Here is a 17,753-nt window from a genome sequence, read left to right as displayed (position 1 = left end):
AGCGAATGCACCTGCTTTATGAAGGGATGAAGACGACTTGAATAAAAAGAAACCAATTGTAAATCGGTACGTTAACCCCTCCTACCCCAACCTATAGAATAGAAATGCGTCAGAAGAGGGCGAATTTTCATTTTTTGCCTTGTTGAATCGCTTCAGATTGCAAAAACCCTCGTTTCATTATGGTTAAAACTGCCTCTTTGGTAGTAACCATTTCATTTGTGCAAAGTTACATTCCTGAAACGTTAGTTCTGTAAGGTTGTTAAAATGTGCCGGGTTTACTGATTTCAATCAAAACCAATATGGACAGAAGGTGAATACTTTGTTACTTTAGCGATACGAACATGAAATTGGTAAGACCAATTGACTCCGGGCAAAAAGGCGTAAGACAGGGAATATGGCCTACAGCAAAATTCGCCAACCAAAACTTTCCGATGTGATTGAGCAGCAGCTGGAGTTTTTGATTCTCGAAGGGACACTGCGCCCGGGCGAGAAACTCCCGCCAGAACGCGAGCTGGCAAAACAGTTCGACGTTTCACGCCCCTCTCTGCGTGAGGCGATTCAACGTCTCGAAGCAAAGGGCCTGTTGCTCCGTCGCCAGGGTGGCGGAACCTTTGTGCAAAACAGCCTGTGGCAGAGCTTCAGCGACCCGCTGGTAGAACTTCTCTCTGACCACCCAGAATCCCAGTTTGATCTGCTTGAGACCCGTCACGCGCTGGAAGGTATCGCGGCCTATTACGCCGCCCTTCGCAGCACTGATGAAGACCGCGTACGTATTCGCGAGCTGCATCAGGCCATTGAACGGGCACAGCAGTCCGGCGATTTAGACGCCGAGTCCAATGCCGTCGTCCAGTATCAAATTGCCGTCACCGAAGCGGCGCACAACGTGGTGCTCCTCCATCTGCTACGCTGCATGGAGCCGATGCTGGCCCAGAACGTTCGTCAGAATTTTGAATTGTTGTATGCCCGTCGGGAGATGCTCCCGCTGGTAAGCAACCATCGCACCCGAGTATTCGAGGCGATAATGGCCGGGGAACCGGAGCAGGCGCGCGAAGCGTCGCACCGCCATCTGGCTTTCATTGAGGAAATCTTGCTGGACCGCAGCCGTGAACAATCGCGTCGCGAACGTTCATTACGCCGCATACAGCAACGAAAGGATTAAGCGCCAGGTACTTTTAGAGCGCGGCAACTAAACGCAGAACCTGTCTTATTGTGTTTTCTGGCGAAAATACAATGGGACAGGTTCCAGACAAATCAACGTATTAGATAGATAAGGAATACCCCCATGTCAGAACGTCTCCAAAATGACGTGGATCCGATCGAAACTCGCGACTGGCTACAGGCGATCGAATCGGTCATCCGTGAAGAAGGTGTTGAGCGCGCTCAGTATCTGATTGATCAGCTGCTTTCAGAAGCACGCAAAGGCGGCGTGAAAGTGGCTTCAGGTGCAGGGGCTAGCAACTACGTAAACACGATTGCCGTCGAAGACGAACCGGAATACCCGGGCAATCTGGATCTGGAACGCCGTATCCGTTCTGCTATCCGCTGGAACGCCATCATGACCGTTCTGCGCGCATCCAAGAAAGACCTGGAACTGGGGGGCCACATGGCGTCCTTCCAGTCTTCTGCGACCATTTACGAAGTGTGCTTCAACCACTTCTTCCGTGCAGCGAACGAGAAAGATGGCGGCGATCTGGTGTACTTCCAGGGCCACATCTCTCCGGGCATCTATGCACGTGCCTTCCTGGAAGGTCGTCTGACTGAAGAGCAGATGAACAACTTCCGTCAGGAAGTTCACGGTAAAGGTCTGTCTTCTTACCCGCACCCTAAACTGATGCCTGAGTTCTGGCAGTTCCCGACCGTATCTATGGGCCTGGGTCCAATCGGTGCGATCTATCAGGCTAAATTCCTGAAGTACCTGGAACACCGTGGTCTGAAAGACACCTCTGAGCAGACCGTTTACGCCTTCCTGGGCGACGGTGAAATGGATGAGCCAGAATCTAAAGGCGCGATCACCATCGCGACCCGTGAGAAGCTGGACAACCTGTGCTTCATCATCAACTGTAACCTGCAACGTCTGGATGGTCCGGTAACCGGTAACGGCAAGATCATCAACGAACTGGAAGGCATCTTCGCGGGTGCAGGCTGGAACGTGATCAAAGTGATGTGGGGCGGTCGTTGGGATGAGCTGCTGCGTAAAGACACCAGCGGTAAACTGATCCAGCTGATGAACGAAACCGTTGACGGCGACTACCAGACCTTCAAATCTAAAGACGGTGCCTACGTACGTGAGCACTTCTTCGGCAAATATCCTGAAACCGCAGCCCTGGTTGCAGACTGGACTGACGAGCAGATTTGGGCGTTGAACCGCGGTGGTCACGATCCGAAGAAAGTTTACGCTGCACTGAAAAAAGCGCGTGAAACCAAAGGTAAAGCGACTGTGATCCTGGCCCACACCATCAAAGGTTACGGCATGGGTGATACCGCAGAAGGTAAAAACATCGCTCACCAGGTTAAGAAAATGAACATGGACGGCGTGCGTTATATCCGCGACCGTTTCAACGTTCCAGTGACCGATGAGCAGGTAGAAAACCTGTCTTACATCACTTTCCCGGAAGGGTCTGAAGAGCACAAGTACCTGCACGAACGTCGTCAGGCGCTGAAAGGCTACCTGCCTGCTCGTCAGCCTAACTTCACCGAGAAGCTGGAACTGCCAGCGCTGGAAGATTTCTCTCAGCTGCTGGAAGAGCAGAACAAAGAGATCTCAACCACCATCGCTTTCGTTCGTGCCCTGAACGTGATGCTGAAGAACAAGTCGATCAAAGATCGTCTGGTTCCAATCATCGCCGACGAAGCGCGTACTTTCGGTATGGAAGGTCTGTTCCGTCAGATCGGTATCTACAGCCCGAACGGCCAGCAGTACACCCCGCAGGACCGTGAGCAGGTTGCATACTACAAAGAAGACGAGAAAGGTCAGATCCTTCAGGAAGGTATCAACGAACTGGGTGCAGGCGCATCCTGGCTGGCTGCTGCGACCTCTTACAGCACCAACAACCTGCCGATGATCCCGTTCTACATCTACTACTCCATGTTCGGGTTCCAGCGTATCGGTGACCTGTGCTGGCAGGCAGGCGACCAGCAGGCTCGCGGCTTCCTGATCGGGGGTACTTCTGGTCGTACGACCCTGAACGGTGAAGGCTTACAGCACGAAGATGGTCACAGCCACATTCAGTCTCTGACTATCCCTAACTGTATCTCTTACGACCCGTCTTACGCGTACGAAGTGGCAGTCATCATGCATGACGGCTTGCAGCGCATGTACGGTGAAGCGCAAGAGAACATTTACTACTACATCACCACCCTGAACGAAAACTACCACATGCCGGCAATGCCAGCAGGTGCCGAGGAAGGTATCCGTAAAGGTATCTACAAACTCGAAACCATCGAAGGTAGCAAAGGTAAAGTTCAGCTGCTGGGCTCTGGTTCTATCCTGCGTCACGTTCGTGAAGCAGCGCAGATCCTGGCGAAAGACTACGGTGTGGGTTCCGATGTGTACTCTGTTACCTCCTTCACTGAACTGGCGCGTGATGGCCAGGATTGTGAGCGCTGGAACATGCTGCACCCAATGGAAACCCCACGCGTTCCGTACATCGCTCAGGTGATGAACGACGCGCCAGCGGTGGCGTCTACTGACTATATGAAACTGTTCGCTGAGCAGGTTCGTACTTACGTTCCAGCTGATGATTATCGCGTACTGGGTACTGACGGCTTCGGTCGTTCTGACAGCCGCGAAAACCTGCGTCACCACTTCGAAGTTGATGCTTCCTACGTGGTAGTAGCAGCACTGGGCGAACTGGCTAAACGTGGCGAAATCGATAAGAAAGTGGTTGCAGACGCAATTACCAAATTCAACATCGATGCAGATAAAGTTAACCCGCGTCTGGCGTAAGAGGTAAAAGAATAATGGCTATCGAAATCAATGTACCGGACATCGGGGCTGATGAAGTTGAAATCACCGAGATCCTGGTCAAAGTGGGCGACAAAGTTGAAGCTGAACAGTCGCTGATCACCGTAGAAGGCGACAAAGCTTCTATGGAAGTCCCGTCTCCTCAGGCTGGCATCGTTAAAGAGATCAAAGTCTCTGTTGGCGATAAAACCGAGACCGGTAAACTGATCATGATTTTCGATTCCGCCGACGGTGCAGCAGCTGCTGCACCTGCGCAGGAAGAGAAGAAAGAAGCCGCTCCTGCTGCTGCTCCAGCAGCGGCCGCGGCAGCGAAAGAAGTGAACGTGCCTGACATCGGCGGTGACGAAGTTGAAGTCACTGAAATCCTGGTGAAAGTGGGCGATACCGTTGCGGCTGAGCAGTCACTGATCACCGTAGAAGGCGACAAAGCCTCTATGGAAGTGCCTGCACCGTTCGCGGGTACCGTTAAAGAGATCAAGATCAACACCGGTGACAAAGTGTCTACCGGGTCGCTTATCATGATCTTCGAAGTGGCGGGCGCTGAAGGCGCTGCGGCTCCAGCGAAAGCGGACGCTGCTCCGGCTCCGGCTGCTGCACCAGCGGCTGCTGGCGGCGTGAAAGACGTTAACGTACCGGACATCGGCGGTGACGAAGTTGAAGTGACCGAAGTGATGGTAAAAGTGGGCGACAAAGTTGCCGCTGAACAGTCACTGATCACCGTTGAAGGCGACAAAGCTTCTATGGAAGTGCCTGCGCCGTTCGCCGGTACCGTTAAAGAGATCAAAATCAACACCGGCGACAAAGTATCTACCGGCTCTCTGATCATGGTCTTCGAAGTGGAAGGCGCAGCACCTGCCGCCGCTCCAGCTGCCGCGGCTGCTCCGGCACCGTCTGCTGCACCGGCTCAGGCTGCTAAACCGGCTGCTGCCCCTGCTGCTAAAACAGAAAAATCTGAGTTCGCTGAAAACGACGCTTACGTCCACGCGACTCCGCTGATTCGTCGCCTGGCGCGCGAATTCGGTGTGAACCTGGCGAAAGTGAAGGGCACCGGCCGTAAAGGGCGTATCCTGCGCGAAGACGTTCAGGCTTACGTGAAAGACGCGGTGAAACGCGCCGAAGCTGCACCTGCGGCAGCCGCTGGCGGCGGTATCCCGGGCATGCTGCCATGGCCGAAAGTGGACTTCAGCAAGTTCGGCGAAATCGAAGAAGTGGAACTGGGCCGTATCCAGAAAATCTCCGGTGCGAACCTGAGCCGTAACTGGGTGATGATCCCGCACGTTACCCACTTCGATAAGACTGATATCACCGATCTGGAAGCGTTCCGTAAACAGCAGAACGCCGAAGCTGAGAAGCGTAAGCTGGACGTGAAATTCACCCCAGTGGTCTTCATCATGAAAGCGGTTGCGGCGGCGCTGGAACAGATGCCACGCTTCAACAGCTCCCTGTCCGAAGACGGTCAGAAGCTGACGCTGAAGAAATACATCAACATCGGTGTTGCGGTTGATACGCCAAATGGTCTGGTTGTTCCGGTCTTCAAAGACGTGAACAAGAAGAGCGTCACTGAGCTGTCCCGTGAACTGACCACCATCTCCAAAAAAGCGCGTGATGGTAAGCTGACTGCCGGCGAAATGCAGGGCGGCTGCTTCACTATCTCCAGCATCGGCGGCCTGGGTACCACCCACTTCGCGCCGATTGTGAACGCGCCGGAAGTGGCTATCCTCGGTGTGTCCAAGTCCGCGATGGAGCCGGTGTGGAATGGCAAAGAGTTCGTGCCGCGTCTGATGATGCCAATCTCTCTGTCCTTCGACCACCGCGTGATCGACGGGGCTGATGGTGCGCGTTTCATCACCATCATCAACAACATGCTGAGCGACATTCGCCGCCTGGTGATGTAATTGAAAAGCCGGCCAGTCGGCCGGCTTTTTTCTGATAATCTCATGGGGTTTTTGAGGTTATTGGTGAAAGCGATAATTCGTGAGCCGTTTGTTGTTTCAAAATTGTTAACAATTTTGTAAAATACGGGCGGATAGAACGACCCGGTGGACGACGGGTATACATTAAGAGGTCATGATGAGCACAGAAATCAAAACTCAGGTCGTAGTACTTGGGGCAGGCCCGGCAGGTTACTCCGCAGCATTTCGCGCCGCGGATTTAGGTCTGGAAACCGTCATCGTAGAACGTTACAGCACCCTCGGCGGTGTTTGTCTGAACGTCGGCTGTATCCCTTCTAAAGCGCTGCTGCACGTAGCGAAAGTTATCGAAGAAGCCAAAGCGCTGGCTGAACACGGTATCGTCTTCGGCGAGCCGAAAACCGATATCGACAAAATTCGTACCTGGAAAGAGAAAGTTATCACTCAGCTGACCGGCGGTCTGGCGGGTATGGCCAAAGGCCGTAAAGTGAAAGTGGTAAACGGTCTGGGTAAATTCACCGGTGCGAACACCCTGGAAGTGGAAGGCGAAAACGGCAAAACCGTGATCAACTTCGACAACGCGATCATCGCGGCAGGCTCTCGCCCAATCGAACTGCCATTCATTCCACATGAAGATCCACGCGTGTGGGATTCCACCGATGCGCTGGAGCTGAAAACCGTTCCTAAGCGCCTGCTGGTTATGGGCGGCGGTATCATCGGTCTGGAAATGGGTACCGTGTACCATGCGCTGGGTTCAGAGATCGACGTGGTTGAAATGTTCGACCAGGTTATCCCGGCTGCCGACAAAGACATCGTTAAAGTCTTCACCAAACGCATCAGCAAGAAATTCAACCTGATGCTGGAAACCAAAGTGACTGCCGTTGAAGCGAAAGAAGACGGTATTTACGTTTCCATGGAAGGCAAAAAAGCCCCATCCGAACCACAGCGTTACGACGCCGTGCTGGTGGCTATCGGCCGTGTGCCGAACGGTAAAAACCTCGACGCGGGCAAAGCTGGCGTGGAAGTGGACGACCGTGGCTTCATCCGCGTTGACAAACAGCTGCGCACCAACGTGCCGCACATCTTTGCTATCGGCGATATCGTCGGTCAGCCAATGCTGGCGCACAAAGGTGTTCACGAAGGTCACGTTGCCGCTGAAGTTATCGCCGGCATGAAGCACTACTTCGATCCGAAAGTGATCCCATCTATCGCCTACACCGAGCCAGAAGTGGCATGGGTCGGTCTGACTGAGAAAGAAGCGAAAGAGAAAGGCATCAGCTATGAAACCGCCACCTTCCCGTGGGCTGCTTCTGGCCGTGCTATCGCGTCCGACTGCGCAGACGGTATGACCAAACTGATCTTCGACAAAGAAACTCACCGTGTAATCGGTGGTGCGATTGTCGGTACCAACGGCGGCGAGCTGCTGGGTGAAATCGGTCTGGCTATCGAAATGGGCTGTGACGCGGAAGACATCGCGCTGACCATCCACGCTCACCCGACTCTGCACGAGTCCGTGGGCCTGGCGGCAGAAGTGTTTGAAGGTAGCATCACCGACCTGCCAAACGCGAAAGCGAAGAAGAAATAAGTTTCTTCAGATGAAAAAAGCGGCCTGAGGCCGCTTTTTTTATGCGCCGCGTTCAGGGGGTGACAGGCTGCCAGGTTTTATCCGGGTGGTATGCAGCGAGCGCCTGCGCTTTCTGCGCCGAATCGTTGCCGAGATTTGCCTGATAAACTTTGTCATCCTGATTAACGACAAAGCTCATTACCCCCGTCTGACCATAGCTCACGGGCCAGGCAACCATCGCAAAGCCATTTTTATCCGGCAGAATGCGGAACCGATAACCGTGATAGCCCATACCTGGCTCCGGCGGGCTGAAGGCGGGACCCAGCGGGCTTGGCGCTTCGCCCGGCGAGATGGGCCAGTACAGGCCGTCTTTTAGCCCTGGCGTGCTGACAATCTTCTGCGCATAGCGGTGGTTCATGGCGTAGTAGCTGTGCTGTGCGTCGACGTAGGCGTGCAGCGCTTCGATAGCCGCGAGTTCGTTGCGGCCGATTTCGCGGGTCAGGATCTCATCCGCTGCTTTCTGCATATCAAATTGCCAGCCCTCTTTTTTCTTCACTACCGGTATGGGGAGTTGCCAGCCGTTATCGCCAACTGACAGATGGGCAATATCGCCGCTGATTTCGGTACGATGGTTTATCTTCCAGTCACGCAGGAATCGAGCCACCGCCTCCGGATCAACTCCTTCAGGTGGCAGATAGTCGCGCCAGTTATCCCCCAGCAGGTCGGCCATCGCGCGCTCATTCTGCTCGCTTATGGCCTTCGTCAGGGCATTGGCTGCCTGCTCAGGCGTGGAGAAGGATTGCTGGGCGCAGGCGAAGGTGGATACCATCAACAACAGCATTCCACCGATCGGTTTCATGTTCATAGCGGCTCCCTTAACGACGGTGGAATTCACGGTGTTCGGTATGGTGTTCGGACAGCTGCTGGCGGAAGCTGGCACGCTGCTCACTGTTCAGCGACGCGTGCTGGCGGCTTTGCAGCCCGCGCTGGTGCTGGGCCTGCCAGCTGGCCGAACGGCTGTCGTTGCCGCTCAGGGCGTTTGCCCGCAGCGGCTGATGCTGAACCTGCGTCGGGCGTCTGGTTTGCGCAAGAGTATTATTCATCTGTTGTGCGTGTGGCCGCGCGCTGTCGTAGCCGCGATAGTTGCTGCGCTGAGAGAGCTGCTTCAGCTGCTGCGCGGACGCTGCATGTTGCGGGAAATGCGCGTCGCCATGCTGTAGCTGTGTGAGGGTTTTGCCCGTCGACTGCTGTACCTGCGCCATCGCAGCCTGCCGCTGGCTATCGCGGTTGACCGGCTGCTGCCGGGTAGCGCTCAACCCGCCCGGCACTGAAGTCTGATGATAGCGGCTGGCAAGCTGGCTATTGGCGTAGGGCACGCCGTTGCGGTAGGCCGGATTATGCTGCCAGACCTGATGATTATCGGTAAGGTGCTCGCCGGTGATCTTATTGAAGTTATTAACATTAATATTAATGTTATCGCCGTTATGCGAATAACCGCCGTGGTGATCGTCATCATGATCGTGATGGTGATCGTCGTCATCGTCCCAGTCGATGTTACTGAACAGCGCATAGGTGGTGGCTACGCCGAGGCTATAGCCAAAGCCTCTGACAAAACTATTGGTAAACTGCTGGCCGGGAGACGGGGGCAGATACACCGGCGGATAGCTGGCGTTTGGCCACGTACCGTAAACGGTGGAAGGGTTGTAGGTAGGGACATAAACCACCTGTGGATCGGCTGGCTCAATTTTAATCACCGTCGGACTAGCCGATGTTGACGTCGCGGCTGTACTGGTGGAGGCTGGCGCAGATTTTTTCACGGTGGTGACGGTCTGCTGCGGGGTGGATTGCAACGTGCCTGTCTGCTGCGCCAGCAGGCGCAGACGCTGCACGGAATCCATCACATCCTTTGGCTGGGCCAGAAAGGCGTCGCCGAGGCTCTGTACCCACGACGGGTTTTCCCCCATCAGCGACATTAACTGCGGAAAGGCGACCAGCGATTTTACGCTGGCATCCCATGGCTGCCCGCTGACCGCCTGAATGGCGGCATCGCCCTGCATTTTTGGGTTGTTCTTTGACCACTGGGCGGCCTGAATCACGCTCGCCGGATAGGTTGAGGCCATCAGAATTTGCGACAGCAGCGCGTCGGGGTAGAGCGCAATGGGCGCGGTCCACTGATCGATCTGCGCGGCGGTATAGGCCGGAGTCGCCACCGGGGCAGGTTGTGCTGTTGGTACGGGGAGCTGCGGGGCTACCGGCGCGGGAGCGGGTTCCGTTGCGAGGCTTTTAACGAACATGACGCCCGAGGCGGCAAACAGCCCCGCACTGCAAAGCAGAACAAGAAGATGTGGTTTAAAAGGCAACTTCATAGATTGACTCCAACGAGACGAGTGCAGTGCCGTGAGGCGTTGCTGTTGCCGCGAGTATCATTCACCCGTGTTTTACAGTTTTGACTTTTATTGGGAAACCTTCCGAAGCGTCCGGATAAAGAGTGTGAGTATTTATTACACAATTATATCGGATGGCTGAACAGGCGACGGAAATTCAGAAGGCCGCTCTTGCGAGCGGCCAGCAGCTAGTTGCCGAGGTTGACGACAAACAGCACCGTGATGTCGGATATATTCCAGCCACCGTGCAGTGCGGTTAGCAGTAAACCGGTCACAACGATCAGCGCAGTGATTCGCATCTCCATTGCGTGCGTTCCTGTACAGGCTACGCGGGTTCATTCTTCACCGGGAAAGGCAGAACCAGGCAAGTTGGCGTTGCCGCGTAGGTTACGGAACTGCTCCCGGGCCCGGTGACTGGTTGCTACACCAGCGAAGCAGGCCGAGAAGAAGAGTAATCGACTCAGTGGGAATTCAGAAGGCGATAAATGAAGTTAACCGTTTTTTCATTCGAAACAGGAAGGCGCCACGCAAAATTGACATAATGGCTTGCAAGCCAGTGGGGCGTGATGCAAAATTCATTGCGTTGGGGTTGCCGCAAATCTGCCAGCACGGTGTGCTACCACCGCAAGGCAACAAATAAACCGCTATCAGGCGGTTTTTTTGTGCCCAAAATTCGTCTCGTCTCCCCGTTACACCATGCTTAACGATTCAGCAAATTTTTTAATGTTGCTTTTTTGTAAACAGATTAACACTGTGCAGAAATCCTGCTATGCTGCCCGACGCGGTATCGGGCATTTACCCTACAAACTGCTGTCTCACAGGAGCGTGAAGAGAACGCCCGCCGCATATGACAATGAGAGCGAGGAGAACCGTCGTGCTAGAAGAATACCGTAAGCACGTAGCAGAACGTGCCGCCGAGGGAATTGTACCCAAACCGTTAGATGCAACCCAAATGGCCGCGCTCGTCGAGCTGCTTAAGAACCCGCCTGAGGGCGAAGAAGAATTCCTGTTAGATCTGCTGATCAACCGTGTACCGCCTGGCGTAGATGAAGCTGCCTACGTAAAAGCCGGATTCCTTGCCGCCGTTGCCAAAGGCGAAGCCACCTCCCCACTGGTTACTCCTGAAAAAGCGATTGAACTGCTCGGCACCATGCAGGGCGGCTATAACATTCATCCGCTGATTGACGCGCTGGATAACGACAAGCTGGCGCCAATTGCTGCCAAAGCGCTCTCTTCAACGCTACTGATGTTCGATAACTTCTACGATGTGGAAGAAAAAGCCAAAGCAAGCAACGTTTACGCGAAGCAGGTGATGCAGTCCTGGGCCGATGCCGAATGGTTCCTGAACCGCCCTCAGCTTGCTGAAAAAATTACCGTTACCGTCTTTAAAGTGACCGGTGAAACCAACACCGATGACCTTTCTCCGGCGCCGGATGCATGGTCTCGCCCGGATATCCCCCTGCACGCCCTGGCGATGCTGAAAAACGCCCGTGAAGGCATTGAGCCGGATCAGCCTGGCGTGGTTGGTCCGATCAAACAGATCGAAGCCCTGCAACAAAAAGGTTTCCCGCTGGCTTACGTCGGTGACGTGGTCGGTACCGGTTCTTCCCGTAAATCCGCCACCAACTCCGTGCTGTGGTTCATGGGCGACGACATTCCGCACGTGCCGAACAAGCGCGGCGGCGGCCTGTGCCTCGGCGGCAAAATTGCGCCAATCTTCTTCAACACCATGGAAGATGCGGGCGCGCTGCCAATTGAAGTGGACGTGAGCAACCTGAATATGGGCGACGTGATTGACGTTTACCCGTATAAAGGCGAAGTGCGCAACCACGAAACCAACGAACTTCTGGCCAGCTTTGAGCTGAAAACCGACGTGCTGATCGACGAAGTGCGTGCCGGTGGCCGTATTCCGCTGATCATCGGCCGTGGCCTGACCACCAAAGCGCTTGAAGCGCTGGGTCTGCCGCACAGTGACGTATTCCGTCAGGCGAAAGACGTGGCCGAGAGCAACCGCGGTTACTCTCTGGCGCAGAAAATGGTGGGTCGCGCCTGCGGCGTCGCCGGTATCCGTCCTGGCGCGTACTGCGAACCGAAAATGACCTCCGTGGGGTCTCAGGACACCACTGGCCCAATGACCCGTGATGAACTGAAAGACCTGGCGTGCCTGGGCTTCTCTTCCGATCTGGTGATGCAGTCCTTCTGCCACACCGCGGCGTATCCTAAGCCGGTTGACGTAACCACGCACCACACGCTGCCTGATTTCATTATGAACCGTGGCGGTGTCTCCCTGCGTCCGGGGGACGGCGTTATCCACTCCTGGCTGAACCGCATGCTGCTGCCGGATACCGTCGGTACCGGCGGTGACTCCCATACCCGTTTCCCAATCGGGATCTCCTTCCCGGCGGGTTCCGGTCTGGTGGCGTTTGCCGCAGCGACCGGCGTGATGCCGCTGGATATGCCGGAATCGGTGCTGGTGCGCTTCAAAGGCAAAATGCAGCCGGGCATTACCCTGCGCGATCTGGTGCACGCGATCCCGCTGTATGCCATCAAACAGGGTCTGCTGACCGTTGAGAAGAAAGGCAAGAAAAACATCTTCTCTGGCCGCATTCTGGAAATTGAAGGTCTGCCGGATCTGAAAGTGGAACAGGCGTTCGAGCTGACCGATGCCTCCGCCGAGCGTTCTGCGGCGGGCTGTACCATCAAGCTGAACAAAGAGCCGATCATTGAGTATCTGACCTCCAACATCGTGCTGCTGAAGTGGATGATTGCGGAAGGCTACGGCGACCGTCGTACGCTGGAGCGTCGTATTCAGGGCATGGAAAAATGGCTGGCGGATCCGCAGCTGCTGGAAGCCGATGCAGACGCAGAGTACGCGGCGGTGATTGAGATCGATCTGGCGGATATCAAAGAGCCAATCCTGTGTGCGCCGAACGATCCGGACGATGCGCGTCTGCTCTCTGACGTGCAGGGCGATAAGATCGACGAAGTGTTCATCGGCTCCTGTATGACCAACATCGGCCACTTCCGTGCTGCCGGTAAGCTGCTGGATACCCACAAAGGCCAGCTGCCAACCCGTCTGTGGGTGGCGCCGCCAACCCGTATGGATGCGGCGCAGCTGACCGAAGAGGGCTACTACAGCGTGTTTGGTAAGAGCGGGGCGCGTATCGAAATCCCTGGCTGCTCCCTGTGCATGGGCAACCAGGCGCGCGTGGCCGACGGTGCGACGGTGGTGTCCACCTCAACCCGTAACTTCCCGAACCGTTTAGGTACCGGGGCGAACGTTTACCTGGCCTCTGCGGAGCTGGCGGCGGTTGCGGCGCTGATTGGCAAACTGCCAACGCCGGAAGAGTACCAGACCTTTGTGGCTCAGGTAGATAAGACGGCGGTGGATACCTATCGCTATCTGAACTTCGACCAGCTCTCTCAGTACACCGAGAAGGCTGACGGGGTGATCTTCCAGACGGCGGTATAAACAGCAAAACCGTCTCTACGAGACGGTTTTTAGTGTTTGCACCCTCTCCCGTGGGAGAGGGACGGGGTGAGGGCATCAGGCCGCAGGGTCTTGCTCTCACCTTTTTATTTTCATTCCTCCCGCCTCTCCCGCTTTTTTTCTTCCTCGCTGCTGCGATAATTACCCTAATGGCTTTGCAGAGGAAAACGCTATGGATTACGAATTTTTGCGCGACATCACCGGCGTGGTGAAAGTGCGAATGTCGATGGGGCACGAAGCCGTTGGACACTGGTTTAACGAAGAGGTGAAAGAGAACCTTGCGCTGCTGGATGAAGTCGAACAGGCGGCGGAAACGGTGAAAGGCAGTGAACGCTCCTGGCAACGCGCCGGGCACGAATACACGCTGTGGATGGATGGCGAAGAGGTGATGGTGCGCGCCAACCAGCTTGAGTTCTCGGGTGATGAGATGGAAGAGGGGATGAGCTACTACGACGAAGAGAGCCTGTCGCTGTGCGGCGTGGAAGACTTCCTGAGCGTGGTGAACGCCTACCGCGATTTTATGAAACAGAAGTAACTCCCCGAAGCGTCCCTGCTCCGGGTTACGTTTACACGGTCGGAATGTTACGGCCGTAGTAAATTTCGCGCATCTCTTTCCAGAGCAGGTCGGTAATGACCTTGCGCTCTTCTTCACTTAAATCTTCCGGCCTGGTGTGGAACATGTAGTGCTTAAGGTCGAATTCCTTAAGTAACATTTTGGTGTGGAAGATATTCTCCTGATAGACGTTCACATCCATCATGTCGTACAGCGATTTCATGTCCTCGGACATGAAATTCTGAATGGAGTTGATCTCATGATCAATGAAGTGCTTCATGCCGTTGATATCACGGGTAAAACCGCGCACGCGATAATCAATAGTGACGATATCGGATTCCAGCTGGTGGATTAAATAATTCAACGCATTCAGCGGTGAAATCACGCCGCAGGTCGACACTTCAATATCCGCGCGGAAGGTACACAGCCCGCCTTCCGGGTGGCTTTCCGGGTAGGTGTGCACGCAGATATGGCTTTTATCCAGGTGGGCGACAACCACTTCCGGCAGCGGGCCGGGGTGCTCGGTTTTGTCGATAAGCTTTGGGTCAACCGGCTCTTCACTCACCAGAATGGTGACGCTCGCACCCTGAGGCTCATAATCCTGGCGCGCGATATTCAGGATGTTCGCGCCGATAATCGAGCAGGTCTCTGTCAGGATCTCGGTCAGACGGTTGGCGTTGTAGAGTTCATCGATATAGGCGATGTAACCATCGCTCTCTTCTGCTGTTTTGGCGTAGCAGATATCGTAAATACAAAAACTCAGGCTTTTGGTCAGATTGTTAAAGCCATGCAGTTTAAGCTTTTTCAATTAGTTCACCTCCTTTGAGGACAGCGCGTCTTGCAGATATTGAGGCAACGCAAAGGCTGCGGTGTGGATCGCCGGGTTGTAGTAGCGGCACTGGAGCCCGGCCTGATGGAAGCGGGCCTGGATAATTTCGGTAGAGAGATGGCGCAGGACGTCGTTATCCGTCGCCCAGGCAAAGGTCATGATCCCGCCGTAGTAAGTGGGGATCGCCGCCTGGTAGAAGCTGACGTCAGCAAAATAGGTGCTCAGCTTACGGTGGCTATCAAGCGCTTCATCCTGTTGCAGGAAGCAAACGCCGTTTTGCGCCACAAAAATACCGCCAGGCTTCAGGCAGCGCTTGCAGCCTTCGTAAAACGACGAGGTAAACAGCGACGCGCCCGGACCGATAGGGTCGGTACAGTCAGAGATAATGACATCAAACGTTTGCGTGGTCTGGTTAACAAAATTGACGCCATCGTCGATAATCAGATTAAACCGCGGATCGTCATAGCTGCCGGCATTGTGGTTGGGCAGATACTGGCGGCAGAACGACACCACACCGGCGTCGATTTCCACCATGGTGATGGTTTCGACATTCTGATGGCGAGAGACTTCACGCAGCATCGCGCCGTCGCCGCCGCCGATAATCAGCACGTCCTTCGCGTGGCCGTGGGCCAGCAGCGGGACGTGGGTCATCATTTCGTGATAGATAAACTCGTCGCGCTCGGTGGTTTGCACCACGCCGTCCAGCGCCATCACGCGGCCAAAGGCGGCGTTTTCGAAGATTATCAAATCCTGATGATCGGTTTTCTCATGATAGAGCACGTTATCCACGGCAAAATACTGACCAAACTGGTCATGCAGCGTTTCTTGCCATACCGTTTTTTCGGTCATGGGGAGCACCTCCTTCGTTAACATCCATTACATCCGGCAGATGGGCGCAACACAACACCGCCGTGAGGCGGTTAACGGGTCAACAAGGGGCGTCGGGAAGGTTACTTCACGTAGGCGAGCAGGCTGAGTGAATCGCGAGCCAGCGCTTTGCATTTTTTAGCAGTGGGAATGCCAATACCGCTTAAATCACGGTAGCTGTCTTCACCGAGCGCCTTCATGTCGAAGCTGTCGTAGTTGCTGAGGTCCCATTGGTTCTGCTGGGCAAAAAAGACCAGTGCGCGACGAATTTGCCCATTGGGTAAATTCTGGTAACCACAATCGTTTTTCAGAAAAACAAAAACTGCCGTCAGATCGGCCATATCTTCCGCTTCGTTTTCACTTAGCGCGTAACTGTTCGCACACATCGCCATCAGGCTGGCGAACAAAATTGTTCTGAAAAACGTCTTCATTGCCTTTACCACTGCATCACGGAAAATTAACGTTAGCATACTTGATGCCAGGCCGACGATCTTTATTATTGCCGCCGTGCTTGACCTTCCGGTAAGGGGAGGGTTTATGCTCAAAAGATCGCCTGCTGGAAATAAGGAAATGCACATGCAACGTCGTGATTTTTTAAAATTTTCTGCCGCACTGGGGGTTGCCAGCGCGTTACCTCTCTGGAGCCGCGCCGTTTTTGCCGCCGACAGACCGGCTTTACCCATTCCTGAATTACTCACCGCAGATGCCCGCAGCCGCATTCAGCTTGTGGTGCAGGCCGGTAAAACCACGTTCGGTCAGCACGCCGCCACGACGTGGGGCTATAACGGCAATCTGCTCGGCCCGGCGTTGCAGTTACGCAAAGGGAAGGCGGTGACGGTAGACATTCATAACACGCTTGCGGAAGAGACCACGCTGCACTGGCACGGGCTGGAAGTCCCGGGCGAAGTGGATGGAGGGCCTCAGGGCATTATCAGGCCTGGTGGTAAACGCAGCGTAACCTTTACCCCGGAACAACGCGCGGCGACCTGCTGGTTCCACCCGCATCAGCATGGCAAAACGGGCCATCAGGTGGCGATGGGGCTGGCCGGCCTGGTGCTGATTGAAGACGATGAAAGCCGCCTGCTGCGCCTGCCGAAACAGTGGGGAATTGACGATGTCCCGGTGATTGTGCAGGACAAAAAATTCAACGCTGACGGTCAAATTGACTATCAGCTGGACGTCATGAGCGCGGCGGTAGGCTGGTTTGGCGATACGCTGCTGACCAACGGCGCGATCTACCCGCAGCATGCCGCGCCAAAAGGCTGGCTGCGCTTACGTCTGCTTAACGGCTGTAACGCCCGCTCCCTGAACTTCGCCACCAGCGATAAACGCCCGCTTTACGTAATGGCAAGCGACGGCGGCCTGCTGCCGGAGCCGGTGAAGGTGAGCGAGCTGCCGATGCTGATGGGGGAGCGCTTCGAGGTGCTGGTGGATATCAGCGATGGCAAAGCGTTTGACCTCGTGACCCTGCCGGTCAGCCAGATGGGGATGGCCGTTGCGCCGTTTGATAAGCCGCATCCGGTCCTGCGCATTCAGCCGCTACAGATCACCGCCTCCGGTACGCTGCCGGAGACCCTCACCACGCTGCCATCACTCCCGTCGCTGGACGGGCTTACGCAGCGTAAACTTCAGCTTTCCATGGACCCGATGCTCGACATGATGGGCATGCAGGCGCTGATGAAGAAGTACGGCAATCAGGCCATGGCGGGAATGCATCACGGCCAGATGATGGGCCATATGAATATGGACCACGGCAATATGGGCGGCATGGATCACGGCGGCCATGGTTTCGATTTCCACAACGCCAACCGCATCAACGGCAAAGCGTTCGATATGAACACGCCCATGTTCGCCGCCACGAAAGGGCAGTTTGAACGCTGGGTGATTTCAGGCGAAGGCGACATGATGCTGCACCCGTTCCATATCCACGGCACGCAGTTCCGTATTCTCACTGAGAACGGTAAAGCGCCGGAGGCGCATCGTGCGGGCTGGAAAGATACGGTGAGGGTGGAAGGCGGCGTCAGCGAGGTGCTGGTGAAGTTCGACCACGACGCGCCGAAAGAGTTTGCCTATATGGCCCACTGCCATCTGCTGGAACATGAAGATACGGGGATGATGCTCGGTTTTACCGTATAAAAAAAGCCGGGTGGTGGCTTCGCCTTACCCGGCCTACATATGGAAATCGTAGGCCC

General features: G+C 55.2%; 12 protein-coding genes. 7 read left to right on the top strand and 5 right to left on the bottom strand.

Going from position 1 to position 17,753, the window contains the following annotated elements:
* The first annotated feature begins 394 nt into the window (after window positions 1-394).
* From pdhR to lpdA, 4 genes are all read left to right on the top strand, one after another.
* The gene (pdhR, locus tag ACOTW6_RS13405; protein WP_015572686.1) at window positions 395-1,159 is read left to right on the top strand and encodes a pyruvate dehydrogenase complex transcriptional repressor PdhR; all 765 of its coding nucleotides are present in this window, start codon (window positions 395-397) and stop codon (window positions 1,157-1,159) included.
* Window positions 1,160-1,282: 123 nt separating this feature from the next.
* A complete protein-coding gene (gene aceE / locus ACOTW6_RS13400; protein ID WP_047051304.1) occupies window positions 1,283-3,946 on the top strand; it encodes a pyruvate dehydrogenase (acetyl-transferring), homodimeric type in 2,664 nt (887 codons plus the stop codon).
* 14 nt (window positions 3,947-3,960) lie between these two features.
* Window positions 3,961-5,859 carry a pyruvate dehydrogenase complex dihydrolipoyllysine-residue acetyltransferase gene (aceF, locus tag ACOTW6_RS13395; protein WP_213789048.1) on the top strand — a complete coding sequence of 633 codons (1,899 nt, stop codon included), beginning with the start codon at window positions 3,961-3,963 and terminating at the stop codon, window positions 5,857-5,859.
* Between the two features lie 175 nt (window positions 5,860-6,034).
* Entirely contained in the window at window positions 6,035-7,459 is a 1,425-nt protein-coding gene (gene lpdA, locus ACOTW6_RS13390; RefSeq protein ID WP_003856313.1) for a dihydrolipoyl dehydrogenase, read from the top strand.
* 52 nt (window positions 7,460-7,511) lie between these two features.
* Here the strand turns inward: lpdA and ACOTW6_RS13385 are convergent, their stop codons facing one another.
* Window positions 7,512-8,303, bottom strand: a complete 792-nt coding sequence (locus tag ACOTW6_RS13385; protein WP_121479286.1) for a DUF2950 family protein — start codon at window positions 8,301-8,303, stop codon at window positions 7,512-7,514.
* Window positions 8,304-8,313: 10 nt separating this feature from the next.
* Window positions 8,314-9,804, bottom strand: a complete 1,491-nt coding sequence (locus ACOTW6_RS13380) for a DUF3300 domain-containing protein (protein ID WP_121479285.1) — start codon at window positions 9,802-9,804, stop codon at window positions 8,314-8,316.
* Window positions 9,805-10,696: 892 nt separating this feature from the next.
* Here ACOTW6_RS13380 and acnB point away from each other — a divergent pair.
* Both acnB and yacL read left to right on the top strand, forming a co-directional pair.
* Entirely contained in the window at window positions 10,697-13,294 is a 2,598-nt protein-coding gene (gene acnB, locus ACOTW6_RS13375; RefSeq protein WP_421766259.1) for a bifunctional aconitate hydratase 2/2-methylisocitrate dehydratase, read from the top strand.
* Between the two features lie 190 nt (window positions 13,295-13,484).
* Window positions 13,485-13,847 (top strand): protein YacL, encoded by a 363-nt coding sequence (gene yacL, locus ACOTW6_RS13370; protein WP_003856309.1) that lies wholly within the window; start codon window positions 13,485-13,487, stop codon window positions 13,845-13,847.
* A 31-nt stretch (window positions 13,848-13,878) separates the two neighbouring features.
* Here the strand turns inward: yacL and speD are convergent, their stop codons facing one another.
* The 3 genes from speD to ACOTW6_RS13355 form a co-directional block, all read right to left on the bottom strand.
* Window positions 13,879-14,673: an adenosylmethionine decarboxylase gene (speD, locus tag ACOTW6_RS13365; protein ID WP_421766258.1), complete on the bottom strand. Its 795-nt coding sequence runs from the start codon at window positions 14,671-14,673 to the stop codon at window positions 13,879-13,881.
* The gene (gene speE / locus ACOTW6_RS13360; protein ID WP_213789046.1) at window positions 14,674-15,543 is read right to left on the bottom strand and encodes a polyamine aminopropyltransferase; all 870 of its coding nucleotides are present in this window, start codon (window positions 15,541-15,543) and stop codon (window positions 14,674-14,676) included.
* Between the two features lie 101 nt (window positions 15,544-15,644).
* Window positions 15,645-15,992: a YacC family pilotin-like protein gene (locus ACOTW6_RS13355; RefSeq protein ID WP_003856306.1), complete on the bottom strand. Its 348-nt coding sequence runs from the start codon at window positions 15,990-15,992 to the stop codon at window positions 15,645-15,647.
* 145 nt (window positions 15,993-16,137) lie between these two features.
* On the opposite strand from ACOTW6_RS13355, the gene cueO reads away from it, so the two are divergent.
* Window positions 16,138-17,697: a multicopper oxidase CueO gene (gene cueO / locus ACOTW6_RS13350; protein WP_213789045.1), complete on the top strand. Its 1,560-nt coding sequence runs from the start codon at window positions 16,138-16,140 to the stop codon at window positions 17,695-17,697.
* Window positions 17,698-17,753: the final 56 nt, after the last annotated feature.

The sequence above is a fragment of the Enterobacter cloacae complex sp. IR5403 genome (genome assembly GCF_049238705.1).
In the GTDB taxonomy this organism is placed as follows: Bacteria; Pseudomonadota; Gammaproteobacteria; order Enterobacterales; family Enterobacteriaceae; genus Enterobacter; species Enterobacter hormaechei_C.
Note: the sequence above shows the minus strand (reverse complement) of the source record. Positions and strands in the feature narration are given on the sequence as shown.

Coding starts and splice junctions, on each gene's coding strand:
- pdhR (WP_015572686.1), top strand. CDS start 395: ATGGCCTACAGCAAAATTCGCCAACCAAAACTTTCCGATGTGATTGAG.
- aceE (WP_047051304.1), top strand. CDS start 1,283: ATGTCAGAACGTCTCCAAAATGACGTGGATCCGATCGAAACTCGCGAC.
- aceF (WP_213789048.1), top strand. CDS start 3,961: ATGGCTATCGAAATCAATGTACCGGACATCGGGGCTGATGAAGTTGAA.
- lpdA (WP_003856313.1), top strand. CDS start 6,035: ATGAGCACAGAAATCAAAACTCAGGTCGTAGTACTTGGGGCAGGCCCG.
- ACOTW6_RS13385 (WP_121479286.1), bottom strand. CDS start 8,303: ATGAACATGAAACCGATCGGTGGAATGCTGTTGTTGATGGTATCCACC.
- ACOTW6_RS13380 (WP_121479285.1), bottom strand. CDS start 9,804: ATGAAGTTGCCTTTTAAACCACATCTTCTTGTTCTGCTTTGCAGTGCG.
- yacL (WP_003856309.1), top strand. CDS start 13,485: ATGGATTACGAATTTTTGCGCGACATCACCGGCGTGGTGAAAGTGCGA.
- speE (WP_213789046.1), bottom strand. CDS start 15,543: ATGACCGAAAAAACGGTATGGCAAGAAACGCTGCATGACCAGTTTGGT.
- ACOTW6_RS13355 (WP_003856306.1), bottom strand. CDS start 15,992: ATGAAGACGTTTTTCAGAACAATTTTGTTCGCCAGCCTGATGGCGATG.
- cueO (WP_213789045.1), top strand. CDS start 16,138: ATGCAACGTCGTGATTTTTTAAAATTTTCTGCCGCACTGGGGGTTGCC.